Genomic DNA, 24719 nt, shown 5'->3' on the forward strand with positions numbered 1-24719 from the left:
CCGGGTAAGGCGAAGCCGCCACCCGGCACATACCGTTACGAACGCTTATACAGCGGTAGCCACAGCGTTAACCGCAGCCCGCCCAGCGGGCTGTCGTCGGCTTTCACCCAGCCGCGGTGCTGCTGCATGGCGGTTTCTACAATCGCCAGCCCCAGCCCCGTGCCGCCGGACTCGCGGTCTCGCGCTTCGTCGGTGCGGTAGAACGGACGGAAAATCTGCTCGCGATCTTCCGGGCTGACGCCTGGACCATCGTCATCGACAATGACGGTGATCCCGTCTTTATCCACAGAGAACGCCACTTCAATCTTCGTGTGCGAGTAGCGCAGGGCGTTACGCACGATATTCTCCAGCGCGCTTTCCAGCGCGTTGGGGTTACCGTACAGCGGCCACGGGCCCGGCGGGAAGTTGACGGTGAACGATTTACCCATCTGCTCCGCTTCGAACGCCGCGTTGTCCAGCACCTCGTGCCACAGGTGATTGGCTTTCACCGTTTCGCTCACCAGCGCGTTTTTCTGCTGGTTGCGCGACATCACCAGCAGATCGTTAATCATGCTGTCCAGACGGTGCGCTTCCGTTTCAATACGCTCCAGCTCTTTGCTTTCCCCGCTGCGGCGACGCAGCAGGGCGGTGCCCAGCTGTAAGCGCGTGAGCGGCGTACGCAGTTCGTGTGAGATGTCCGACAGCAGGCGTTGCTGGGCCGTCATCATCCGATCAAGCGCGCTCACCATCTGGTTAAAACTGGTCCCGGCGGCCAGGAACTCCTGCGGCCCGGACTCCAGCTCCGGATGCTGTCTGAGATTGCCTTGTGCCACTTCGTCCGCCGCATTTTTCAGCTTACGCGCCGGTTTCGCCAGGCTCCACGCCAGCCATAACAGCAGCGGGGAACTGACCAGCATCGTGACGATCAGCAGCAGAAGCGGACGGTCAAACAGCAGGTTGATGAAGTCGGACTGGGAGCTGCTCGCAGGGCGAATCAGGTAGAGCTGGTAGTTATCTTCCCCATCCCGTACCGAGAAAGGGCCGACCATCTCTACCCGACCATATTTCTTTTTCTGTGGGTGATCGGCGTTATCCGCCTGGCCAATAAAGTTGCGGATGATCTGCATTTCATTGCGATCGGCGCCAATCACGCGGCCTTCGCTGGTAACCAGCAAAAGACGTTGTCCTGGCGGCGCCCACTTGTCGATAGCGCGAAACAGCCTGCGCCACCACATTAAATCGTTCGGCGGATCGTTTGCCAGCTCCGCTTCCACGTGCTGCTCGATCATCACGCCCTGACGTTGCTCGCTGTCGAGAAGCTCCGTCATCTGGCGTGAGTCGAGTTTTGGCAACATCAAAACGAGCATTAAAACCAGTGCCAGCGTCAGCCAGAAGATGGCGAAGATGCGGGCGGTTAAGCTACCTATCATGAAGCAGAAACCATCAGATAACCGCGACCACGCAGGGTTTTAAACCATGGGTGACCGTCTTTACGCTCCGGCAGCTTGCGGCGCAGGTTAGAGATGTGCATGTCGATGGCGCGGTCAAACGGCGTGAGGCGTTTGCCCAGCACTTCCTGGCTTAAATGTTCACGCGATACCACCTGGCCAAGATGTTGCGCCAGTAGATACAGCAGTGTGAACTCGGTGCCAGTAAGCTCCAGCGTCTGGCCGTCGAAGCTTGCTTCCTGACGGCCCGGGTTCAGGCTCAGGGAGTCCACTTCCAGCGTTGGCGAGCTGTTGTCGGTATTCTGCTGCTGCTCGCTCCAGTGGGAACGACGCAGGATCGCGCGAATACGGGCCACCAGTTCACGGTCGTTGAACGGCTTCGGTAAATAGTCATCCGCACCCAGCTCAAGGCCGAGAACGCGGTCAAGCTCGCTGCCGCGGGCGGTCAGCATGATAACGGGGGTCTGGTGTGTCTGGCGAAGCTCTTTCAGCGTATCAATACCGTTTTTCTTTGGCATCATTACGTCGAGCAAAAGTAGATCGATGCTGTCGTCAAGGAGACTCAGCGCCTGCTCGCCATCATGGGCAACCAGGACGTTGAAACCTTCCATGTCGAGCAACTCCTTTAAAAGGGATGTGAGCTCTCGGTCATCGTCAACTAACAGGATTTTATTCATTGTTTAAATACCTCCGAGGCAGAAATTACGACATCAAGGCTATCTAATCCATGACTTTACGTTGTTTTACACCCCCTGACGCATGTTTGCAGCCTGAATCGTAGACTGTCTCTCGTTGAATCGCGACACGAAAGATTTTGGGAGCAAGTGATGCGCAAAGTTACCGCTGCCGTCATGGCCTCAACGCTGGCGTTCAGTGCGTTTAGCCAGGCTGCTGTAGCTATCATCGGCGATAACGGTTCCTCGCAAGAGGGCGCAACGCAGCACAGCAGCCAAAGCCATATGTTTGACGGCATAAGTTTAACCGAACATCAGCGTCAACAGATGCGAGATCTGATGCAGAGGGCACGACACGACCAGCCCCCTGTTAATGTTAGCGAAATGGAGACAATGCATCGCCTTGTCACCGCAGAAAATTTTGACGAAAGCGCTGTGCGCGCTCAGGCCGAAAAAATGGCACAGGAACAGGTTGCCCGCCAGGTAGAAATGGCGAAGGTCCGCAACCAGATGTTCCACCTGCTAACGCCCGAGCAGCAAGCGGTTTTGAATGCCAAACATCAGCAGCGTATGGACCAGCTGCGTGAGGTTGCACGGATGCAGCGAAGCTCAGAAGCGACGTTTTTCAGTAGCAATAGCAGTACCCGTAGTAACCAGTAAACCCTGTTTTCCTTGCCATAGACACCATCCCTGTCTTCCCCCACATGATGTGGGGGTTTTTTTTGCCCCGCATTCTGATTTGTTAACCGTTTATTCATCCTTTACCTCGCCATGCTTCCGTTATACTAGCGGCATGACATGACAGGAGCGTTTATGAATCAATCCTATGGAAGGCTGGTAAGCCGGGCTGCCATTGCGGCGACCGTCATGGCCTCTGGCCTGCTGCTGATCAAAATCTTTGCCTGGTGGTATACCGGCTCGGTCAGTATTCTGGCGGCGCTGGTGGATTCACTGGTCGATATCGCCGCCTCGCTGACCAACCTCCTGGTGGTACGCTACTCGCTGCAGCCGGCGGATGAAGAGCACACGTTTGGGCACGGCAAGGCGGAATCGCTCGCGGCGCTGGCGCAAAGTATGTTCATTTCTGGCTCTGCACTGTTCCTGTTTTTGACCGGTATTCAGCATCTGGTTTCGCCTTCACCGATGAACAATCCCGGTGTCGGCGTGATCGTCACGGTAATTGCACTTATAAGCACACTTGTTCTGGTAACCTTCCAGCGCTGGGTCGTTCGCAAAACGCAAAGTCAGGCCGTACGGGCGGATATGCTTCATTATCAATCTGATGTTATGATGAATGGGGCTATTCTTATTGCGCTCGGTCTGGCCTGGTATGGCTGGCATCGGGCCGATGCGTTGTTTGCGTTAGGGATTGGTATCTATATTTTATATAGCGCCCTGCGGATGGGGTATGACGCGGTGCAATCACTGCTCGATCGCGCTCTTCCGGACTCAGAACGTAACGAAATTTTTTCTATCGTGACCTCCTGGCCCGGCGTCAGCGGTGCACACGATCTTCGAACGCGGCAGTCAGGGCCGACCCGCTTTATTCAGATTCATATTGAAATGGAAGACAACCTGCCACTGGTACAGGCTCACGTTATTGCTGAGCAGGTCGAGCAGGCGATTTTGCAGCGTTTTCCTGGTTCAGACGTCATCATTCACCAGGATCCCTGCTCGGTTGTACCCGGACATGTTGGGCTTTCGTAATTCGTTGTAAAAAAGTGAGCCAGGCCAGCATTTTGTGTATAAATTACCGCCATTTGGTCTGACCTGAATCAATTCAGCCAGAAGGGATTGATATACTATTTGCAGTATTCGTTGGTCGATAAGTTTCTTCCGGCAACAGATTTCAATTTTGCATTCCTAAGTTCAGAGGTAGTCATGATTAAGAAAATCGGTGTGTTGACAAGCGGCGGTGATGCGCCGGGCATGAACGCGGCAATTCGTGGGGTTGTCCGTGCAGCGCTGACGGAAGGTCTGGAAGTTTTTGGTATCTATGATGGTTACCTGGGTCTGTATGAAGACCGTATGGTTCAGCTCGACCGCTACAGCGTGTCTGACATGATCAACCGTGGCGGTACCTTCCTTGGGTCTGCGCGCTTTCCGGAATTCCGTGACGAACACATCCGTGAAGTGGCTATCGAGAACATGAAAAAGCGTGGTCTGGACGCGCTGGTCGTTATCGGTGGTGACGGCTCGTACATGGGTGCAAAACGTCTGACCGAAATGGGCTTCCCGTGCATCGGCCTGCCGGGCACCATCGACAACGACATCAAAGGCACTGACTACACCATCGGTTACTTCACCGCGCTGGGCACCGTTGTGGAAGCCATTGACCGCCTGCGTGACACCTCTTCTTCTCACCAGCGTATCTCTATCGTTGAAGTGATGGGCCGTTACTGCGGTGACCTGACCCTGGCAGCGGCTATCGCCGGTGGTTGTGAGTTTGTGGTGGTTCCTGAAGTGGAATTCAGCCGCGAAGATCTGGTTGCTGAGATCAAAGCCGGTATCGCGAAAGGTAAGAAACACGCGATTGTGGCTATCACCGAGCACATCTGTGACGTTGACGAGCTGGCGAAGTACATCGAAACCGAAACCAAACGCGAAACCCGCGCGACCGTTCTGGGCCACATCCAGCGCGGCGGTTCCCCTGGCCCGTACGACCGTATTCTGGCGTCCCGTATGGGCGCGTACGCTATCGAGCTGCTGCTGCAGGGCCACGGTGGCCGCTGCGTCGGTATTCAGAACGAACAGCTGGTTCACCATGACATCATCGACGCGATTGAAAACATGAAGCGTCCGTTCAAAGGTGACTGGCTGGACTGCGCGAAAAAACTGTACTGATCCTTCGAGCCCTCTTCTTTCTGAAGAGGGCTTTTATTCCTCCACGTTATAGCCAATCTTTTTTTATTCTTTAATCATCGATTCGCTTTCTGGCACGCTGCATTCATCAAAACACTACACAAGAGAGCTGGGCGATGAATAAATGGGGCGTGGGGTTAACATTATTGCTGGCATCGACCGGCGTGCTGGCAAAGGACATTCAACTTCTCAACGTGTCGTACGACCCGACGCGTGAGCTGTACGATCAATACAACAAAGCCTTCGCGGCGCACTGGAAGCAGGAAACCGGCGATAACGTGGTGGTTCGCCAGTCGCACGGTGGCTCTGGTAAGCAGGCGACATCGGTGATTAACGGTATTGAAGCCGACGTAGTTACCCTGGCGCTGGCCTATGATGTCGACGCTATCGCCGAGCGTGGCCGTATCGACAAAAACTGGATCAAACGCCTGCCGGACAACTCCGCGCCATACACCTCGACCATCGTCTTCCTGGTGCGTAAAGGCAACCCGAAACAGATTAAGGACTGGAACGACCTGATCAAACCGGGCGTTTCTGTGATTACCCCGAACCCGAAAAGCTCCGGCGGGGCACGCTGGAACTACCTGGCGGCCTGGGGCTACGCGCTGCACCACAACAACGGTGACCAGGCTAAAGCACAGGAGTTCGTCAAATCCCTGTACAAAAACGTTGAAGTGCTGGACTCCGGCGCGCGCGGTGCCACTAACACCTTCGTCGAGCGCGGAATTGGCGACGTGCTTATTGCCTGGGAAAACGAAGCCCTGCTGGCGACCCACGAACTGGGTAAAGACAAGTTTGAGATCGTGACTCCGAGCGAATCCATCCTCGCCGAGCCGACCGTTTCCGTGGTCGATAAGGTCGTTGATAAGAAAGGCACCAAAGCGGTGGCGGAAGCCTACCTGAAATATCTCTACTCGCCGGAAGGCCAGGAAATCGCGGCGAAGAACTTCTATCGTCCACGTGATGCGGCTGTCGCGAAGAAATACGACAGCGAATTCCCGAAACTGAAGCTCTTCACCATTGATGATGTGTTCGGCGGCTGGACGAAAGCGCAGAAAGAACACTTCTCTAATGGCGGCACCTTCGACCAGATTAGCCAGCGTTAACGGTTAGCAAACGACACGGCGACCCGGTGTGAGAAATCCACCGGGTTTTTTATTTGGTCATCATTTTGCGTTACTCTTTTGCCTCTATTGAAAACAGGGAACGCGTTGTGAAAAAAATTATCTTACTGATCCTGATTGTCATCGCCCTTGCCGCAGGCGGCGTGTACTGGATAAAAGCGGGTAATCCGAATGCGTTGCGCCATATCGTCCTCGACCAGTGTCTGCCTAATCAGCTGCAGCACCGTAACCCGGCACCCTGCGCGCAGGTGAAGCCTGACGCGGGCTATGTGGTATTCAAAGACCGCAACGGGCCGCTGCAGTATCTGCTGATGCCAACGTACCGCATCAACGGCACCGAAAGCCCGCTCCTGACCGAGCCTCATACGCCAAACTTCTTCTGGCTGGCGTGGCAGTCGCGCAGCTTTATGACCCTGAAGCGTGGCTCTGAAGTGCCGGACAGCGCTATTTCGCTGACGATTAACTCACCGACCGGACGCACGCAAAACCATTTCCATATCCATATCTCCTGCCTGCGCCCGGACGTGCGCGAGAAGCTCAACGCGGCGCAGGGAGACATCAGCACCCAGTGGCTACCGTTCCCGGGTGGGCTGGAAGGGCATGAGTACCTCGCACGCCGGGTGACAGAGAATGAACTGGTCCAGCGCAGCCCGTTTATGATGCTGGCGGAAGAGCTGCCGGAGGCGCGCGACCATATGGGACGCTTCGCGCTGGCGATGGCGCAGCAGTCGGATGGTTCGTTTGTTTTGCTGGCGACCGAGCGTAACCTGCTCACGCTTAACCGCGCGTCAGCAGAGGAATTGCAGGATCATCAATGCACTATCCTGAAATAACCCCACCATAAATCGCGTTTACTCAGGCTGCCTGTCACCGTAGACTTGCTGAAAAAATCTACAGGAGACAGGTATGTCGCTCTGGTTAACGCATCCTCTGCTGCTGCCCTCGCTGATCGTCGGCGTCACCATCGTGCTGTGGGCGACGTCGCTGTTGCCGGAATTTATCACCGCGCTGCTGTTTTTCACGGCGGCGATGACCGCCAGAATCGCCCCGCCGGAGGTGATTTTTGGCGGTTTTGCCTCGTCGGCTTTCTGGCTGGTCTTCAGCGGCTTTGTGCTCGGCGTGGCGATCCGTAAAACCGGCCTGGCGGACAGGGCCGCCCGGGCGCTGTCGGCAAAGCTCACTGACTCCTGGATGCTGATGGTGGCGAGCGTGGTATTGCTCAGCTACGCGCTGGCGTTTGTGATGCCGTCAAACATGGGGCGTATTGCGCTGCTGATGCCCATTGTCGCGGCGATGGCGAAACGCGCCGGTATTGCCGACGGCTCCCGCGCCTGGTTCGGCCTTGCGCTGGCAGTCGGCTTCGGTACCTTCCAGCTCTCGGCCACCATTCTGCCCGCCAACGTGCCTAACCTGGTCATGAGCGGCGCGGCGGAAGGCTCGTACGGCATTCACCTGAACTATGTCCCGTATCTGCTGCTGCACACGCCGGTGCTCGGTATTCTCAAAGGCCTGATTCTGATTGGCCTCATCTGCTGGCTGTTCCCTGGCAGCCCGAAACCGGCGAAGGATTTCACGCTGTCTGAACCGATGGGGCGTGACGAAAAACGACTCGCCTGGCTGCTGGTGGTGGTACTGATGATGTGGGTGACGGAGAGCTGGCACGGCGTGGGGCCTGCGTGGACGGGGCTGGCGGCCTCGATTATCGTTATGCTGCCGCGCATTGGTTTTATCACCGGCGAGGAGTTCTCGGCGGGGGTAAATATGCGCACCTGCATTTACGTTGCGGGTATTCTCGGGCTGGCGATCGTCGTGACGCAAACGGGTATCGGAGCGGCCGTAGGCGAGGCGCTGCTGCGCATAATGCCGCTGGATGCGGACAAACCGTTCACCAGCTTCCTGGCGCTAATCGGAATTACTACGGCACTCAACTTCATTATGACTGCCAACGGCGTTCCGGCGCTGTACACCACGCTGGCGCAGAGCTTCTCGGACGCGACCGGTTTCCCGCTGCTGTCGGTAATCATGATTCAGGTACTGGGCTATTCCACGCCGCTGCTGCCGTATCAGGCGTCGCCGATTGTGGTGGCGATGGGGCTAGGAAAGGTGCCTGCAAGGGCGGGGATGGTGCTCTGCCTGGCGCTGGCGATTGCGACGTATCTGGTGCTGCTGCCGCTGGATTATCTGTGGTTTAGCGTGTTAGGGCGTTTGTAGCGGCGGGTAAGCGCAAGCGCCACCCGCCACAAAGGCCATTACGCCTGTTTAGCCGCTTCTGCCGCTTTAACGATCACCGCGAAAGCGTCCGCTTTCAGGGATGCACCGCCAACCAGCGCGCCATCGATATCTGGCTGGGTGAACAGCTCAGCAGCGTTGGAGGCGTTTACGGAGCCGCCGTACTGGATGATCACTTGCTCAGCCACTTTCGCGTCGGCTTTAGCAATGTGGTCACGGATGAATTTGTGAACTGCCTGAGCCTGCGCAGGGGTAGCAGATTTGCCGGTACCGATCGCCCAGACTGGCTCGTAAGCGATAACCGCGCCTTCGAACGCTGCCGCGCCCTGCGTTTTCAGCACGGCATCGATCTGACGTGCACACACTTCTTCGGTTTTGCCCGCTTCGTTTTCCGCTTCGGTTTCACCGATGCACAGAACCGGGATCAGACCCTGCTCTTTCAGCACGGCAAATTTCTTCGCGATGAACTCGTCAGATTCTTTGTGGTAAGTGCGACGCTCGGAATGGCCGATGATGATGTATTTCGCGCCGATATCTTTCAGCATTTCAGCGGAAGTTTCACCGGTGAACGCGCCAGACAGGTTAACGTCAACGTTCTGCGCGCCCAGCACGATGTGGCTGCCGTCAGCGGCACGTTTAGCCAGATCCAGGTACATATCCGGCGGAGCGATAGCAACCGCGCAGCCGGTCACGCCAGCCAGCTCTTTACGCAGGTTTGCAACCAGTTCGTTTACCATGTGGCGGCTGCCGTTCAGTTTCCAGTTACCCATCACTAAAGGATGTCGCATTTCAATTCTCCACGCTAAATAAGCGAATTAAGGAATATGGCCGCCCTGTCGGGCAGCATGGTCTGTGAATCAGTATAGAGATTTTCCCTCGAAAGGCTTTGCTTTTTGTCATTAATTGGCCCCGCCAAGGGTGTCAGATAGCGCCAGCTTAATCGGTTCAACGGCGAAGGTCAGTCCTTTTTCGCCGTTATCCGCCACTACATAGCGAATCGCGCCTTCGGTTGTGGCGTAGTACCGCTTATTTTTACCGGCGGTCAGCAGCTTTTGCAGCTTTTGCTGGCTCTGCTTTTTCGTCAGCGCAGGCGTAAACGCCTGCAGCACCGCGCTCATGTAATCAAGCGCCTTCGATTTAGCCGCTTTCTGCTCTGGCCCCTGAATCGGCAGCCAGGTGATTTGCATGCTTTTGATTTTTAACGTACCGCGCTCCAGCGCCGTGGAAGCATACAAATTCTCGTTAATCTTGCTCGCTGCACGGGTCAGTGTAGGGGTATCGCGCGAGCTATCAATGGCGCGAAACTCATCCAGCGGCAGCCCTGGGTTGGCCTGATTGAAAGCTTCGCGAAACTGGCTGATGGACTGATCGAAAGACGGTGCGCCCGCCAGCAAATACGGCGCAGTGGTGGGGGCCGCGGTGTTGGCGGCATGCAGCGGAAAACCCGCGCCGAGCATCGCTAAACACAGGAAAAGAGAATGTGCCGAATTTTTCATCAACATTGCACCTGGCCGTAAGTGCTCATGATTAAAACGATATCTGGTCGGCTTGTCAAAAGGTCACAACTCCAGGGTAAAATGCGGGCTAAACGATAATAAGGAACCTTACATGACCATACAGCAGTGGCTGTTTTCATTCAAAGGGCGTATTGGACGCCGTGATTTCTGGGTCTGGATGGTGACGTGGGTCGTCGCCATGCTGCTTCTTTTTTTCGTAGCTTATAACGCCTGGCTGAGCACGCAAACGGCGGCATTTGCACTGGTCTGCCTGCTATGGCCGACGGCGGCCGTCGTGGTGAAACGCCTGCACGATCGCGGCCGCTCCGGCGCGTGGGCATTTTTGATCATACTGGCGTGGATGCTGGTGGCAGGGAACTGGGCGATGCTGCCTTCCATCCTGCCGTGGGTCGTGGGCAGGCTGCTGCCGTCGGTCATCTTCGTGATGATGATTGTCGATCTGGGCGCGTTTATCGGCACCCAGAGCGAAAATAAATACGGTAAAGATACCGTCGAGGTGAAATACCGCTGATCACCAGTAGTGTTCGGCGGTCATATGGCCCGGCCGGCGGCGAAGATGTTTCGTCATCTGCCGGGTATCCTTCAGAAGCTGCTGCGTGTCCCGGACCATCTGCGGGTTACCGCACAGCATGACGTGGCTGGTTTCGGCCGTCATCGGTAAACCCACCGCGTCTTCCAGTGCGCCGCTCTCAATTAACGCCGGTACGCGACCGGTAAGCGCTCCTGCTACGGTTTCGCGGCTGACTACCGTCTGAATCTTTAACTTTCCGCCGTACTGCTGTTCCAGCGCCTGCATCTGCGGGAGATAGCTTAAATCTGCGGCATAGCGCGCGGCGTGCACCAGCACGATGTTTTTGAAGCGCTCCAGATCCTTACCGTACTGCAAGATAGAGAGATACGGACCGATGGCCGTGCCGGTTGCCAGCATCCAGAGCGTGTCACAGTCAGGGATCTCTTCGAGCACAAAGAAGCCTGCCGCTTCGCTCACAATCTGCACATCGTCGCCGGGCTTAAGGGCGGCAAGGCGCGGGCTGAGCTTACCGTCAGGAACGGTGACGAGATAGAACTCGAGATCCGGGTTATCCGGCGCGTTAACGTAAGAGTAGGCGCGCTGCACGCGCTCGCCGTCGACATCCAGACCCAGCTTGGCAAATTGCCCGGCCTTAAACGGGTGAACGGGAGCATGCAGGGTGAGACTAAATAGCGCATCGGTCCAGAATTCTATCTTTGTGACTTTACCTGTTACCCAGTCCGCCATGATCTTCTCCTGTGCTGTTTCTCTGTTCTATCTTCCGTACTTGTGGGAAACATTTCCAGCCCCTTCGGGCCGGAAAGCTCTATCGATCAAACGGTTTTACAGAATGTGGGTCTGCACGTCCGGGTCTTTACGGTCGAGATAGTGAATGGACTGAATGCGTCGGATGGTGCGCGATTTACCGCGGATCAGCAGCGTTTCGGTGGTTGCCATGTTGCCCTTGCGGGTGATGCCGTCCAGCAGATCGCCTTTGGTGATGCCGGTTGCAGAGAAGACGACGTTATCGCTGCGCGCCATGTCGTTCAGCGCCAGTACTTTATTGGCTTCGATGCCCATCGCTGCGCAGCGCGCCAGCTCGTCCTCACCGATACGACGGTTTTCGTCGCTGTCGCCTTTCACCTCATGGCGCGGCAGAAGACGCGCCTGCATATCGCCGTCCAGCGCGCGGATCACCGCCGCAGAGACCACGCCTTCCGGCGCGCCGCCGATGCCGTAAAGCACGTCGACTTCGCTGTCCGGCATGCAGGTCAGAATAGACGCGGCAACGTCGCCATCCGGAATGGCAAACACGCGCACGCCGAGTGCCTGCAGATAAGAGATGGTGGCGTCGTGGCGCGGTTTGGCCAGAATGGTCACGGTGAGTTCGTTGAGCGGTTTAGCCAGCGCCGCCGCGATATTGCGCAGGTTGGCGTCCAGCGGCAGGCTGAGATCGATTGCGCCTTTCGCACCAGGGCCGACAATCAGCTTTTCCATGTACATGTCTGGCGCGTTGAGGAAGCAGCCTTTATCGCCCACGGCCAGCACCGCCAGGGCGTTGGCCTGGCCCATCGCCGTCATGCGCGTGCCTTCGATCGGGTCCACCGCGATATCCACCGCATCGCCTTTGCCGGTCCCGACCTTTTCACCGATGTAGAGCATCGGCGCTTCGTCGATCTCGCCTTCACCGATGACAATAGTGCCGTCGATGTTGACCTGGTTAAGCACAATGCGCATGGCGTGGACGGCCGCGCCGTCTGCGGTATTTTTGTCGCCACGACCCAGCCATTTATAGCCTGCAAGGGCGGCTGCTTCGGTGACGCGGGAAAACTCGATAGCAAGTTCACGTTTCATGAGGGACTCGTACAATCAAAAGGAATTGCACGAAGTTTATCACAGAGTGGGGAGGGGTGAGGGGACCGGTACGTTTGGAGCCCCTCACCCTAACCCTCTCCTCAGGGGAGAGGGAATATAGGCTTACTCTTCGTGCTCTTCCCACGTCAGGGCACGTTTCACCGCTTTCTTCCAGCCGCTGTAGCGGTAGTTGCGCTCGGTGGTTTCGATGCCAGGGCGGAATTCGCGTTCGATGACCGCTTTCTCCTGCAACTCGTCCAGGTTCTGCCAGAAGCCTACCGCGAGACCCGCAAGATACGCCGCGCCCAGTGCCGTCACTTCACGTACTTCAGGGCGCTCAACGCGGGTGCCCAGAATGTCGGACTGGAACTGCATCAGGAAGTTGTTGGCCACCGCGCCGCCGTCCACGCGCAGGGCGTGCAAACGAATGCCGGAGTCTGCCTGCATCGCTTCCAGCACGTCACGCGTCTGGTAGGCGATGGATTCCAGGGTCGCACGAATGATGTGGTTTGAGTTCACACCGCGCGTCAGGCCGAAAATTGCGCCGCGGGCATAAGGGTCCCAGTACGGTGCGCCCAGACCGGTGAACGCTGGCACCACGTACACGCCGTTGGTGTCTTTCACTTTGGTGGCGAAGTACTCGGAGTCAAACGCATCGCTGATCAGCTTCATCTCGTCGCGCAGCCACTGAATAGATGCGCCCGCCATAAACACCGCACCTTCCAGGGCATAGTTCACCTCGCCGCGCGGGCCGCAGGCGATGGTAGTCAGCAGGCCGTTTTCTGATTTCACCGCTTTCTCGCCGGTGTTCATCAGCATAAAGCAGCCGGTGCCGTAGGTGTTCTTCGCCATCCCTTCCTTGACGCACAGCTGGCCGAACAGCGCCGCCTGCTGGTCACCGGCGATTCCGGCGATAGGAATACGGGTGCCGCCTTTACCGCCGATGTTGGTCTGGCCGTAGACTTCAGACGACTTACGCACTTCAGGCAGCATCGCGCGCGGAATATCCAGCGCGTCCAGCATCTTGTCATCCCACTCCAGGGTGTTGATGTTGAACAGCATGGTGCGCGAGGCGTTAGTGTAGTCAGTAACGTGGACACGTCCCTGAGTCATCTTCCAGATAAGCCAGGTATCGACGGTACCGAACAGCAGCTCGCCGCGTTTTGCACGCTCGCGTGAACCTTCCACGTGGTCGAGGATCCACTTCACTTTGGTGCCGGAGAAGTACGGGTCAACCACCAGGCCGGTGGCGCTACGCACGTACTCTTCCATCCCGTCACGCTTAAGCTGTTCGCAGATCTCTGACGTACGGCGGCACTGCCAGACGATGGCGTTGTAAATCGGCTTACCGGTTTCGCGTTCCCACACCACGGTGGTTTCACGCTGGTTGGTGATACCAATCGCGGCGATCTCGTCGGAACTGATGTCGGCTTTCGCCAGCACTTCTACTAGCGTGGAGCTTTGTGACGCCCAGATCTCCATCGGGTCGTGTTCTACCCAGCCTGGACGAGGATAGATTTGTTCAAATTCGCGCTGTGACACGCTGACGATATTCGCGTCATGATCCATTACGACAGCGCGGGAGCTGGTAGTGCCCTGGTCGAGCGCAACGATATATTTTTTTTCGGTCATGGTATGTGTCCCGTAGTCAGATTACAGCGAAGCTTTTTGTTGTGCGGTAGAAGTCGTTTCCTTCTCCTCTTCCACACAGGTGTCGCACGGTAAGTGGCGACCAATTAATTTGCGATAGCCAAATGCACCCAGTGCCGCCCCTACGACTGGTCCGAACAGCGGTACCAGGAAGTAAGGAATATCTTTGCCGCCGGTGAAAGCCACGTCGCCCCATCCTGCAAAGAAGGCGAAGGTTTTTGGACCCAGGTCACGCGCCGGGTTCATCGCAAACCCTGTTAACGGCCCCATGGATGCACCGATGACGGCGATCAGCAGGCCAATCAGCAATGGCGCCAGCGGGCCACGCGGAATGCCGTTACCATCATCGCCCAAAGCCATAATGACGCCCATCAGAATAGCGGTAATCACCATTTCAACTGCGAACGCCTGCACAAAATTGATATGCGGGTTAGGGTAGGTTGAGAAGATGCCTGCCAGATCCAGACTTTCGACGCTGCCGCGCACCATATGATGCGTCTGTTCGAAGTCGATGAAAAGATTGTAATAAAGCCCGTAAACTAACGCCGCTGCGCAAAACGCGCCGGCAAATTGAGAAATAATGAAGGGAACAACTTTGCGTCCGTCGAAGCACGCGAACAGCCACAGTGCGATAGTCACCGCCGGGTTAAGATGTGCGCCAGAGACCCCTGCAGTCAGGTAGATGGCCATCGCCACGCCCAGACCCCAGATGATACTGATTTCCCACTGACCAAAACTGGCACCCGCCACTTTCAGTGCAGCGACACAGCCCACTCCGAAGAATATCAACAACCCGGTACCAAGGAACTCGGCAATGCACTGGCCTTTTAAGGTTGATGTCTGACTCATAATCGGAATCCTGAAGAAATTGATGTTTATTGTTAGCGTGGCCGCCCGTGACAGCCACGATGCCCTGTAGACATAGTGTTAATTTATCGTTAACGAGCAAAAACGAGAAATATCGAAATTAAAATGTGTGGTCTGTGTCAATAAAATGAGCGTTTTCGCGCCATAAAGCGCGTTTTTGCATCAGTCGCGTATGGTGAGCTGAATCATTTTTTTAACGAATGGGTTAACAACTTAGAGGTATATGCCGCGAACGCACCAGGACGAGGCCGAAAAGTGTTGCAAACCGCGATCTGCGTGGCATGCCGCTGGACAGGGGCGACTGCGCTCCATACAATCGGAACATATGTTGTGCGCGTTTACGTTAAAGCGTCGCCTTGCAATTCAGGAGAGGTAGGATCATGTCTTTAGAAGTGTTTGAGAAACTGGAAGCGAAAGTACAGCAGGCGATTGACACCATCACGCTGCTGCAGATGGAAATTGAAGAGCTGAAAGAGAAGAACAACAGCCTGGCGCAGGAAGTTCAGAACGCTCAGCACGGCCGCGAAGAACTGGAGCGCGAAAACAACCAGCTGCGCGAACAGCAGAACGGCTGGCAGGATCGCCTGCAGGCGCTGCTGGGACGTATGGAAGAAGTCTGATTCCCACTGGGATGAACTGAACAGGCCGGGTAAGGCGACGCCGCCACCCGGCTTTTTTTATGGTTCTCGCTGACTGACATCCAACCATAAAAAAGGCCGCCCAAGGCGGCCTTAACGCTACTTGTCCTGCGCTATCGTGATAAACGCAACAAACCCGATCGGTTCATCACTTTTTACAACGAGTACGCTGGCGACAATGAACGCGATACATAAATAGCGTTTCATTATGCGGTCCCTGCGGCTAACCGCTCCACCGTTCACCACCGGTGATAAGTCGGTGGACACAAGCCTGGTTAAAGGCTGCTTTACGGTTGTGGTTACACCTTTCCCTGGACCGATGCCCATGTGCGAAATGGCGGAAAGGGACGCTGCATCATAATGAGCAATAGCAGCGTAGTTAAGGTTTTCATAGATAATTAGGAATTTATAAAGGGTCGATGAGGTTACCTGAGGTTTGAACCAGGGTAAGATAAAAATCCTGGTTAAAGGTTGCAAAACTTCCCAACGGACCGCGAATCCCGAGGGACAAAAAAACCGCCACATTGCTGTTGGCGGTTTTTTTATGGTTCACGCTTATGGTTTTATTACTCGATATCCAGCGGATCTTCAGAAAGGATAATGCCGGTATTATCGGCGTAGAGATGATCGCCTGAGAAGAAGGTCACGCCGCCGAAGTTAACGCGCACGTCGCTTTCGCCGATACCGTCACCCGCGGCCCCTACCGGTATGGCCGCGATGGCCTGAATCCCGATATCCAGGTCTTCGAGATCGTCCACCTGACGCACGGAACCGTACACCACAAGGCCTTCCCACTCGTTCTGGACGGCAATGCCGGCCAGTTCAGCATCAATCAGTGCGCGACGCACGGACCCGCCGCCGTCGACCACCAGTACGCGGCCACGGCCGTTCTGTTCGAGCAGATCGTACAGCAACCCGTTGTCCTCGAAACATTTCACCGTGACGATTTGCCCGCCAAACGATGACCGCCCACCAAAGTTGGAGAACAGCGGTTCAACGACGTTGACATCTTCCTGGTAGATGTCACAAAGCTCGGAGGTATCGTATTTCATAGGTTTAACGCTCAGTTGCTGCGAATGTGTTCAGTATATCGTGCGAAATGCGTTGTTGGCAAAATCATCAATTGTTAATTGATATTTGTCAGCTAACTGAGCGTCTGGCTTAACACAATCCCAATGACGAACAACAGGTTAGTCAGCAGCGCGCCTTTTACCGTTCGCTCCAGCATCGGCGGCATGGCTGCCGGGCTGAGTTCACGCATCACAAAGCGGGCCTGCTTAACCAGCAGCGGCGCGGCAAGCACAAACAGCCAGCCCCACAGACTGTGCAGGGAAATCAGGTTAAACAGCGCCAGGCAAACCAGCGCGCCAATAAGCAGGCAGGCATGATAGCGGCGCGCATTCACCGGCCCCAGACGCACCGCCAGCGTGTTCTTGCCGTTCTCACGATCGCTGTCGATATCGCGCAGATTATTGATATTGAGCACCGCCGTCGCCAGCAGGCCGCAGGCGGTCGCCGGGAGGAACAGGGCAGGGATCACCGTATGCGCCTGTAAGTACCAGCTCCCCATTACGCTCAGCCAGCCGAAGAACACCAGCACAGAGATATCCCCAAGGCCAATATAGCCGTAAGGGCGCGTGCCGACGGTGTAGGTGATGGCCGCGATAATGGCGAGCAGGCCCAGCACCAGGAAGCCAATGAAGTCGCTGGTAGTTTTCGAGGCGACCGTCACCAGCGCCAGGCCCGACAAGCAAATCAGCACTACGGTGATAATCAGCGCGCGCTTCATCTGTGCCTGGGTGATCACCCCTTTTTGCATCCCGCGCAGCGGCCCGATACGGTCAGGCTTGTCGCTGCCTTTTACCGCATCGCCATAATCGTTCGCGAGATTAGAGAGGATTTGCAGCAGCCCGGCGGTAATGAGCGCCAGACCTGCCACCAGCGGATCGAAATGCCCTTGCCACCAGGCAAGCGCGGTGCCGACAATAATGGCGGCAAAAGCCAGAGGAAGCGTTTTAGGGCGCAGACTTTCGAGCCACGCCTGAGTACGGCTGATATCAGTCATAGTAATTTAGCCAATAAAAATGGGGGCCTTAGCCCCCATTAACAGTGATGAGAATGCAGTAACCGCGATTATAGGATAAAACGGCTCAGATCTTCATCTGCCACTAACGCATCCAGATGTTTGCTCACATAGTCTGCGTCGATGGTAATGGTTTGACCGTTGAGGTCGCTCGCGTCATATGAGATGTCTTCTACCAGGCGTTCCAGCACGGTGTGCAGACGACGCGCACCGATGTTCTCGGTGGTTTCGTTGACCTGCCATGCAGCCTGGGCGATACGCTTGATACCGTCTTCGGTGAACTCGAGGTTCACGCCTTCGGTCGCCATCAGCGCCTTGTACTGTACGGTAGCAGAGGCGTTTGGCTCCGTCAGGATGCGCTCGAAATCTTCGGTGGTCAGCGCCTGCAGCTCAACGCGGATCGGCAGACGACCCTGCAGTTCGGGGATCAGATCCGACGGGCTGGCTACCTGGAATGCACCGGAAGCGATAAACAGAATGTGGTCCGTTTTCACCATGCCGTGCTTGGTAGAGACGGTGCAGCCTTCAACCAGCGGCAGCAGATCGCGCTGTACGCCTTCGCGGGACACGTCCGGACCGGAGCTGTTGCCGCCGCGCTTACAAATTTTGTCGATTTCGTCGATAAACACGATACCGTGCTGCTCAACCGCGTCGATAGCGTCCTGCTTCAGCTCTTCCGGATTCACCAGCTTCGCCGCTTCTTCTTCAATCAGCAGCTTCATCGCGTCTTTGATTTTCAGCTTACGCGCTTTCTGCTTTTGGCCGCCCAGGTTCTGGAACATGGACTGCAGCTGGCTGGTCATTTCTTCCATGCCCGGAGGCGCCATGATTTCCACGCCCATCGGCGCGGCCGCGAGGTCGATCTCAATCTCTTTGTCGTCCAGCTGGCCTTCACGCAGTTTTTTGCGGAACGCCTGACGCGCGGCTGAAGGTTCAGCCTGCTGTTCAGCCTGGCCCCAGTTGTTTTTCGCCGGTGGGATCAGCACGTCGAGAATACGCTCTTCGGCCATCTCTTCCGCGCGGTAGCGGTTTTTCTCAATCGCCTGGACGCGCACCATCTTAATTGCAGAATCGGTCAGGTCGCGGATGATAGAGTCCACTTCTTTACCCACATAGCCCACTTCGGTGAACTTGGTGGCTTCAACTTTGATGAACGGCGCGTTCGCCAGCTTCGCCAGACGACGGGCGATTTCGGTTTTACCGACGCCGGTCGGGCCGATCATCAGAATGTTTTTCGGGGTGACTTCGTGACGCAGCTCTTCGTCAAGCTGCATACGACGCCAGCGGTTACGCAGCGCGATAGCCACGGAGCGCTTGGCGTTATCCTGGCCGATAATGTGTTTGTTCAGTTCGCTGACAATTTCGCGTGGGGTCATTTCAGACATGGGAGATCCTTACGCTTTGGAGGTCAATTCTTCGATGGTGTGGTTGTGGTTGGTATAGATGCAGATATCACCTGCAATATCCAACGCCTTCACCGCGATATCACGCGCGTTCATGTCGGTATTTTCCAACAGCGCGCGGGCTGCAGCCTGGGCATAAGGGCCGCCAGAGCCGATGGCAATCAGGTCGTTTTCCGGCTGAATCACGTCACCGTTACCGGTGATGATAAGCGAAGCGGTTTCATCCGCGACCGCCAGCAGCGCTTCGAGCTTGCGCAGCATACGGTCGGTACGCCAGTCTTTTGCCAGCTCAACGGCGGCTTTCACCAGATGACCCTGGTGCATTTCCAGTTTGCGTTCAAACAGTTCAAACAGCGTGAAGGCATCCGCCGTGCCGCCTGCAAAACCGGCGATCACTTTGTCGTTGTAGAGACGACGGACTTTCTTCACGTTGCCTTTCATGACGGTATTACCCAGCGTGGCCTGGCCATCACCGGCGATTACCACATGGCCGTTACGGCGTACACTTACTATTGTTGTCACGAGCAGACCCCCTGGTTACAGATTCGGGAAACAGAAGCCCTGAGCCTGTGCTCAGGGCTGAATTAAATGATAGATGGGGGGGATTTTGGGGGTTTCAACCCCCGGAGGCGAGTCGAATGCAGTTTGTGTGGCCAGCCACTTTCAAACGTGAAATGGTGCCGTCTGCGTTTTCTTTGCCTTTAACCGGGCCGATCACCACGCGGTTCCAGCCGTTATTGGTGGTAATGCGTGAATCAAATCCTTCGAACGCCAGCTGTGCACGCACCGTTTCCGCCTGCTCGGCACCTTTAAACGAACCGCACTGCACCATCCAGCGGCGCTCGTCTTTTTTCTCTGCCGTCTGCTTCGGCGCTTCGGTCTCTTTGGTCACCGGCGCGGCCTGCTGCGTTTTCGGCTGCTGCGCGGTGGTATGCGCTGGCGTCTGGAGCAGATCCTGATATGGCTGCGCCGCTTGCTTTGGCGGCTGCGCTTTTGGCTGTTGAACAGGCTGCGACTGCACCGTACGCGTCTGCTGCTGCGGTTGCTGGTATGGCTGGGCCTTCGGCTGCTGTACCGGCTGAGTTTGCGTCCACTGCTGCTGTTGCTGCTGTTGAATTTGTGCCTGGCGCTGACGCTGCAGCTGCAACGTTTGCTGACGCTGCGCTGGCGTTTGTTCATTCCACGGCACTTCATTCAGCTGCGTCGGCTGCTGGCGCATATCGGCCTGCATCTGTGCCAGCAGCTGGCGCTGCTCGTCCGTCAGCTGATCGGCATTCTTCACTTCGCCACCGGCTGAGGGCTCAGTAGGCGCACGCACGCCGGGCTGACGACTTTCCAGCTCTTTAATATAGCGCCAGCGCTCTTCAGGTTTCGGCGGCAGACCATTTCCCACCACTTTGTTGCCCTGAAGGGCCTCGGACTCTTCTTTTTTATGGTGCGTGATGAAGTACAGGCCGCCAATAAAGGCCACCAGCACGGCCGCAGCAATAGCGACCATTGCTGGCGAGACCGCAGGCAGATTACGCTGCTTGCTTTTTGAACTGCTCTTTTTGCGTCGCGAAGGTGCCGGCTGGCCGCGACGTACATAATCTCGTTGTGCCACTATCGTTTCGCTGTATTTATTCGTTCGTCAGCCCGCCATGTTACTTAAGCGGCGGGGCTTTGACCAGATAAGGGTGTCCGAAAGGCGTTTACTTTAAGTCAATGCCTGGGTAGAGCCGCGAATAATCAGCTCGCAGTCCAGCAAACGCGAGCCGCTGCTAACCGTTTGACCCTGCAGCTGATCCAGCAGAAGCAGCATCGCTTCGCGGCCAATCTGATAGCGCGGTTGTGAAACGGTGGAGAGCGGTGGATCGCAAAACTCTGAAAGTGAAATGTTATCGAATCCGATAATCGACAAATCTTTCGGCACGCGTAAGCCACGGCGCTTGGCGTGTGAAAGCGCACCCAGCGCCATCACGTCGCTGTGGCAGAACACCGCCGTTGGCGGTTCCGGCAGCGCCAGCAGTTTCTCCAGCGCCTGTCCGCCCGCTTCAAAGGTAAAATCACCGCGCGCAATATAGTGCGGATCGACAATCGCACCGGTACGGCGCAGCGCCTGAACATAGCCCTGCAGGCGGTAGTGGCACAGCGGCATCTCTTCCGGCCCGGCAATGCAGCCAATCCGCTTATGTCCCAGCTCCTGGAGATAGTTTACGGCGTTGAACGCGGCGGTGAGGTTATCAATGTGGACCGTCGGCAGCTCAAGCTCTGGCGCAAATTCGTTAGCCATTACCATCGGCGGTAAATTGCGCTGTTCTTCGATGCTGGCATCAAACGGCAGGCGAGAGCCAAGCAGCAGCATGCCGTCAATCTGCTTGGTGATAATGAGGTCGATAAAGGTTTTTTCCTGCTGGTTCTGGTGAGCGCAGTCGCCAATCAGCACCAGATAGCCCTGCTCCGCCGCCGTCACTTCGATACCGCGAATGATCTCGCTGAAGAAGGGATCGCAGATATCCGGCACTATTACCAGGATGGTCCGCGATTCATTGCGCTTGACGTTCCGCCCCATCGCCTGCGGGAAATACCCCACTTCCAGCGCCGCCTGTTCAACCTTGTTACGGGTCGCCTGGGAGACTTTATCCGGGTTCATTAATGCGCGGGACACGGTTGCCGTTGAGACTTGTGCTTTCTCGGCAACGTCTTTCATGGTCGCCGTGGCAACCTCTTTCCTGGACTTCAACGTCTTCTCCTCGCCTGAACACCGAACTGCGGACATCACCATTTTTACAGATAGTTAATGGAATCGGTTACAGAATTTTCATAAAAAGTGTGAGGCGCGTTAAATTTTTCGATCCGTCTTCAGCCTTCGATGGGATCGACGTCCAGTACCCACTTCACTTTACGCGCTTCCGGCAGGGTATTGATGAGTGCCAGCGTGCCGCTGACGATGTGCTGCAGGCGAATACGCGAGGGGTGCTGAAGTAAAATCTGCCAGCGGAAACGTCCACCGCGTTTTGGCGCCAGCGCCGGCACCGGGCCCAGGATCCACAGCTGGTTATCCACCAGCGGGCTGGCCTGCAGGAGATTCCTCAGCTGTTGCAGGAAAAGCGGCGCCTGCTGGTTGTTATGATCCTCCGCGCGGATGATGACGTGGCTGGTCCACGGCGGCAACTGCATGGTCTGGCGTTCGGCCAGCGCCTGCTCGGCAAAGGCGTCATAGCCTTTGTGCAGCAGAGTCTGTAGCAGCGGGTGCTCAGGGTGATGCGTTTGCAGTACTACCTCGCCCTGTTTACCCGCGCGTCCGGCACGCCCGGCAACCTGGGTATAAAGCTGGGCGAAGCGCTCGGCGGAGCGGAAATCTGCCGAGAACAGCGCGCCGTCGACGTCGAGCAGGGCGACCAGCGTCACGTCCGGGAAGTGGTGCCCTTTGGCCAGCATCTGGGTGCCAATCAGGATGCGCGCGCCGCCGCGATGCACTTCCGCCAGCTGCTGCTCCAGCGCCCCCTTGCGGCTGGTGGTGTCCCGGTCGATTCGGGAAATAGGCACGTCCGGGAAGAAAGGGCCAAGTGCCTGTTCCAGCTGTTCCGTTCCCAGCCCCACCGGCACGATATGCGTGGAACCACATGACGGGCACTGGCGAGGAACCGGACGCTGGCTGTCGCAGTGGTGGCAGCGCAAGTGTCGCTGGGCCTGATGGAAGGTGTAGTAGTGGTCGCAGCGCGGGCACTCGGCAATCCAGCCGCAGTCGTGGCACAGCAGGGCGGGGGCAAATCCGCGACGGTTCAGGAACAGGATGACCTGGTTCCCCGCCTGCAAATGCTGGCGCATGCGGGAAATCAAGGCGGGCGCTAAGCCTGCCTGCACCTGCTGGCCTTTGAGATCCAGCACGTGCTGAATGGCCGGGCGGGCATTCCCCGCGCGGCGCGTCAGGCGCAGCATGTGGTATTTACGCTGGCGCACGTTGTGCAGCGTTTCGAGCGCAGGCGTGGCGGATCCGAGAATAATAGGGATTTGCTCGCTGTGCGCACGGTAGACCGCCAGATCGCGGGCGTGATAGCGCCAGCCTTCCTGCTGTTTATAGGAGCTGTCGTGCTCTTCGTCGATCACGATAACGCCGAGGTTTTTAAACGGCGTAAACAGCGACGAGCGGGTGCCGATCACAATCGCCGCTTCGCCGTTTTTCGCTTTCAGCCAGGCGCTGAGGCGCTCGCTGTCGTTCAGCCCGGAGTGCAGAACCTCAACCGGTGCATTAAAGCGCTCGCGGAAGCGGGCGATGGTTTGCGGCGTCAGGCCGATTTCCGGCACCATCACCAGCGCCTGTTTGCCCTGCGCGAGCACGTTTTCCAGCACGCTCAGATAGACTTCGGTCTTGCCGGAGCCCGTCACGCCCGCCAGCAGCCAGGCGGAAAAGTGGTCCGAGGCGCTATGAATGGCGCCTACCGCGGTAGCCTGCTCGGTATTCAGGCGCAGGCGATCGCCCGAGACGGAGAAGCCGTCGCGCCAGTCGTGAAGGGCGGGCGCTTCGCTGGCCAGCTCGCTCAACCCTTTCTTTCTTAATGCCTGTAGCGCCGTTTCGCTGACCTCAAGCTCGTCGACCTGGTGCCGCCAGATTTTTCCCTGGCGCAGCGCCGCCAGCGCCTGCTGCTGTTTCTGCGAACGCTTCAGGCTGTTGATGTCCACGGCCAGCCCCTGTTCGGTGGCAAACCAGTACCACATCGGGGCGTGGCTGGCGCTTTTGCCCTGGCGCAGCAGGATCGGCAGGGCGTGGAACAGAACGTCGCCAATCGGGTGATGATAATAATCTGCCGCCCACAGCAGCAGTCGCCAGGTGCTGGTGGAGTAAACCGGCTCGCTGTCCAGCACCTCAACCACCGATTTCAGTTCATTGAGGGGCAATTCGCTTTTATCGCTGACGGAGACGACGATCCCCACGCGCTGCTGTTTGCCAAACGGCACGGTCACGCGACAGCCCGCTTTGGCGCTCATGCTGTCGGGCAGCAGGTAGTCAAAGGTGCGGGGAAGCGGAACGGGCAGGGCAACGTGAGCGACGGGCATCGAATCTTCCTGACTTGAAAAGTGGCGCGTTAGTATACACATTAGTAAAAGCGGCGTGCGGATCAGTTTGCATACGTTGGTTAAATTCTGTATGATTCGCCGCCTTTGGTGTACTTTACGCCAAAGAACTTACATTCAACATCGCGTGGTGTCTGGCGTTAGGGCTGGAAGAGCGACGCGGCCTTAACTGAGGTTCTCCCATGAAAAAAGATATTCACCCGAAATACGAAATGATTACTGCAAACTGCTCTTGCGGTAACTCTATCCAGATCCGCTCTACCGTGGGTCACGATCTGAACCTGGACGTGTGCGGCAAATGCCACCCGTTCTACACTGGTAAGCAGCGTGATGTTGCAACCGGTGGCCGTGTTGACCGCTTCAACAAGCGTTTCAGCATCCCGGGCGCTAAATAAGTTTCCCGAAAAAAAGGCACCGCAAGGTGCCTTTTTTGTATCCGCTTCTCAGTATTCCCACGTCTCCGGGTCAATACCCAGTTCACGCATGATCACCTTCGCCTCTTCCGGGATTTCGTCGCTACGCTCTTTGCGCAGATCGTCATCGTTCGGCAACGGTTGGCCGGTAAACGCATGCAGGAACGCTTCGCACAGCAGTTCGCTGTTGGTCGCGTGACGCAGGTTGTTCACCTGACGACGCGTACGTTCATCGGTGAGGATCTTCAACACCTTCAGAGGAATGGAAACCGTAATTTTCTTTACTTGCTCACTCTTCTTACCGTGCTCAGCGTATGGGCTGATATATTCGCCGCTCCATTCAGCCATGAGATACCTTTAATCCTCTCAGTCATTAATCTAAAGGTGCAAACCGGTCACTGCCCGTTTTGAA

Annotated in this window: 25 protein-coding genes; 9 read left to right on the forward strand and 16 right to left on the reverse strand. The window is 56.6% G+C overall.

Annotated features, from left to right (window positions below):
* Positions 1-35: 35 nt before the first annotated feature.
* Positions 36-1409 carry an envelope stress sensor histidine kinase CpxA gene (gene cpxA, locus IM294_RS18825; RefSeq protein WP_003862003.1) on the reverse strand — a complete coding sequence of 458 codons (1374 nt, stop codon included), beginning with the start codon at positions 1407-1409 and terminating at the stop codon, positions 36-38.
* A complete protein-coding gene (gene cpxR, locus IM294_RS18830) occupies positions 1406-2104 on the reverse strand; it encodes an envelope stress response regulator transcription factor CpxR (protein ID WP_006179159.1) in 699 nt (232 codons plus the stop codon). The genes cpxA and cpxR overlap by 4 nt, the downstream gene beginning before the upstream one ends.
* A gap of 150 nt (positions 2105-2254) precedes the next feature.
* Between cpxR and cpxP the strand changes: the two genes are divergently transcribed.
* The 6 genes from cpxP (at position 2255) to IM294_RS18860 (ending at position 8298) form a co-directional block, all read left to right on the forward strand.
* Positions 2255-2761: a cell-envelope stress modulator CpxP gene (cpxP, locus tag IM294_RS18835; RefSeq protein ID WP_028014854.1), complete on the forward strand. Its 507-nt coding sequence runs from the start codon at positions 2255-2257 to the stop codon at positions 2759-2761.
* A gap of 153 nt (positions 2762-2914) precedes the next feature.
* Positions 2915-3808, forward strand: a complete 894-nt coding sequence (gene fieF, locus IM294_RS18840) for a CDF family cation-efflux transporter FieF (protein WP_126818671.1) — start codon at positions 2915-2917, stop codon at positions 3806-3808.
* A 174-nt stretch (positions 3809-3982) separates the two neighbouring features.
* Positions 3983-4945 carry a 6-phosphofructokinase gene (pfkA, locus tag IM294_RS18845; protein ID WP_028014852.1) on the forward strand — a complete coding sequence of 321 codons (963 nt, stop codon included), beginning with the start codon at positions 3983-3985 and terminating at the stop codon, positions 4943-4945.
* A 134-nt stretch (positions 4946-5079) separates the two neighbouring features.
* Positions 5080-6069: a sulfate ABC transporter substrate-binding protein gene (locus IM294_RS18850; RefSeq protein WP_126818670.1), complete on the forward strand. Its 990-nt coding sequence runs from the start codon at positions 5080-5082 to the stop codon at positions 6067-6069.
* Between the two features lie 107 nt (positions 6070-6176).
* Positions 6177-6920, forward strand: a complete 744-nt coding sequence (locus IM294_RS18855; RefSeq protein WP_061099596.1) for a CDP-diacylglycerol diphosphatase — start codon at positions 6177-6179, stop codon at positions 6918-6920.
* 73 nt (positions 6921-6993) lie between these two features.
* A complete protein-coding gene (locus IM294_RS18860) occupies positions 6994-8298 on the forward strand; it encodes an SLC13 family permease (RefSeq protein WP_126818669.1) in 1305 nt (434 codons plus the stop codon).
* Between the two features lie 38 nt (positions 8299-8336).
* On the opposite strand, the gene tpiA is transcribed toward IM294_RS18860, so the two are convergent.
* Together tpiA and IM294_RS18870 are read right to left on the reverse strand one after the other, a co-directional pair.
* Positions 8337-9104 (reverse strand): triose-phosphate isomerase, encoded by a 768-nt coding sequence (gene tpiA, locus IM294_RS18865; RefSeq protein WP_006808674.1) that lies wholly within the window; start codon positions 9102-9104, stop codon positions 8337-8339.
* Between the two features lie 111 nt (positions 9105-9215).
* The gene (locus IM294_RS18870; protein ID WP_028014848.1) at positions 9216-9812 is read right to left on the reverse strand and encodes a DUF1454 family protein; all 597 of its coding nucleotides are present in this window, start codon (positions 9810-9812) and stop codon (positions 9216-9218) included.
* Between the two features lie 112 nt (positions 9813-9924).
* Between IM294_RS18870 and IM294_RS18875 the strand changes: the two genes are divergently transcribed.
* On the forward strand, positions 9925-10344 hold the full coding sequence (locus IM294_RS18875; protein WP_028014847.1) for a DUF805 domain-containing protein: 420 nt from the start codon (positions 9925-9927) through the stop codon (positions 10342-10344).
* Here IM294_RS18875 and fpr read toward each other — a convergent pair whose 3' ends face one another.
* The 4 genes from fpr to IM294_RS18895 all read right to left on the reverse strand — a co-directional run bounded on the left by fpr (position 10345) and on the right by IM294_RS18895 (position 14697).
* Positions 10345-11091 (reverse strand): ferredoxin--NADP(+) reductase, encoded by a 747-nt coding sequence (fpr, locus tag IM294_RS18880; RefSeq protein ID WP_047362494.1) that lies wholly within the window; start codon positions 11089-11091, stop codon positions 10345-10347.
* 96 nt (positions 11092-11187) lie between these two features.
* Positions 11188-12198, reverse strand: a complete 1011-nt coding sequence (glpX, locus tag IM294_RS18885) for a class II fructose-bisphosphatase (protein ID WP_028014845.1) — start codon at positions 12196-12198, stop codon at positions 11188-11190.
* A gap of 123 nt (positions 12199-12321) precedes the next feature.
* Positions 12322-13830, reverse strand: coding sequence for a glycerol kinase GlpK (gene glpK / locus IM294_RS18890; RefSeq protein WP_126818668.1), 1509 nt, complete (start codon positions 13828-13830; stop codon positions 12322-12324).
* A gap of 21 nt (positions 13831-13851) precedes the next feature.
* Positions 13852-14697 (reverse strand): MIP/aquaporin family protein, encoded by an 846-nt coding sequence (locus tag IM294_RS18895; protein WP_028014843.1) that lies wholly within the window; start codon positions 14695-14697, stop codon positions 13852-13854.
* A gap of 398 nt (positions 14698-15095) precedes the next feature.
* Between IM294_RS18895 and zapB the strand changes: the two genes are divergently transcribed.
* On the forward strand, positions 15096-15335 hold the full coding sequence (zapB, locus tag IM294_RS18900; RefSeq protein ID WP_028014842.1) for a septal ring assembly protein ZapB: 240 nt from the start codon (positions 15096-15098) through the stop codon (positions 15333-15335).
* 584 nt (positions 15336-15919) lie between these two features.
* Here zapB and rraA read toward each other — a convergent pair.
* From rraA to priA, 7 genes are all read right to left on the reverse strand, one after another.
* Positions 15920-16405 (reverse strand): ribonuclease E activity regulator RraA, encoded by a 486-nt coding sequence (rraA, locus tag IM294_RS18905; RefSeq protein ID WP_023309687.1) that lies wholly within the window; start codon positions 16403-16405, stop codon positions 15920-15922.
* Positions 16406-16497: 92 nt separating this feature from the next.
* Positions 16498-17424: a 1,4-dihydroxy-2-naphthoate polyprenyltransferase gene (menA, locus tag IM294_RS18910; RefSeq protein ID WP_100171285.1), complete on the reverse strand. Its 927-nt coding sequence runs from the start codon at positions 17422-17424 to the stop codon at positions 16498-16500.
* Positions 17425-17486: 62 nt separating this feature from the next.
* Positions 17487-18821, reverse strand: a complete 1335-nt coding sequence (gene hslU, locus IM294_RS18915; RefSeq protein ID WP_028014840.1) for an HslU--HslV peptidase ATPase subunit — start codon at positions 18819-18821, stop codon at positions 17487-17489.
* Positions 18822-18830: 9 nt separating this feature from the next.
* Complete coding sequence (gene hslV, locus IM294_RS18920; RefSeq protein WP_008501802.1) at positions 18831-19361, reverse strand: ATP-dependent protease subunit HslV; 531 nt, start codon at positions 19359-19361, stop codon at positions 18831-18833.
* Between the two features lie 94 nt (positions 19362-19455).
* Positions 19456-20442 carry a cell division protein FtsN gene (gene ftsN, locus IM294_RS18925; RefSeq protein WP_028014839.1) on the reverse strand — a complete coding sequence of 329 codons (987 nt, stop codon included), beginning with the start codon at positions 20440-20442 and terminating at the stop codon, positions 19456-19458.
* A gap of 93 nt (positions 20443-20535) precedes the next feature.
* A complete protein-coding gene (cytR, locus tag IM294_RS18930; protein ID WP_041911797.1) occupies positions 20536-21561 on the reverse strand; it encodes a DNA-binding transcriptional regulator CytR in 1026 nt (341 codons plus the stop codon).
* 119 nt (positions 21562-21680) lie between these two features.
* The gene (priA, locus tag IM294_RS18935; RefSeq protein ID WP_126818667.1) at positions 21681-23876 is read right to left on the reverse strand and encodes a primosomal protein N'; all 2196 of its coding nucleotides are present in this window, start codon (positions 23874-23876) and stop codon (positions 21681-21683) included.
* 200 nt (positions 23877-24076) lie between these two features.
* Between priA and rpmE the strand changes: the two genes are divergently transcribed.
* Entirely contained in the window at positions 24077-24289 is a 213-nt protein-coding gene (rpmE, locus tag IM294_RS18940) for a 50S ribosomal protein L31 (protein ID WP_003862040.1), read from the forward strand.
* 48 nt (positions 24290-24337) lie between these two features.
* On the opposite strand, the gene metJ is transcribed toward rpmE, so the two are convergent.
* Positions 24338-24655 carry a met regulon transcriptional regulator MetJ gene (metJ, locus tag IM294_RS18945; protein ID WP_003862042.1) on the reverse strand — a complete coding sequence of 106 codons (318 nt, stop codon included), beginning with the start codon at positions 24653-24655 and terminating at the stop codon, positions 24338-24340.
* Between the last annotated feature and the right edge of the window lie 64 nt (positions 24656-24719).

The organism is Enterobacter cloacae complex sp. P43RS, assembly GCF_014930585.1.
GTDB lineage: Bacteria > Pseudomonadota > Gammaproteobacteria > Enterobacterales > Enterobacteriaceae > Enterobacter > Enterobacter bugandensis.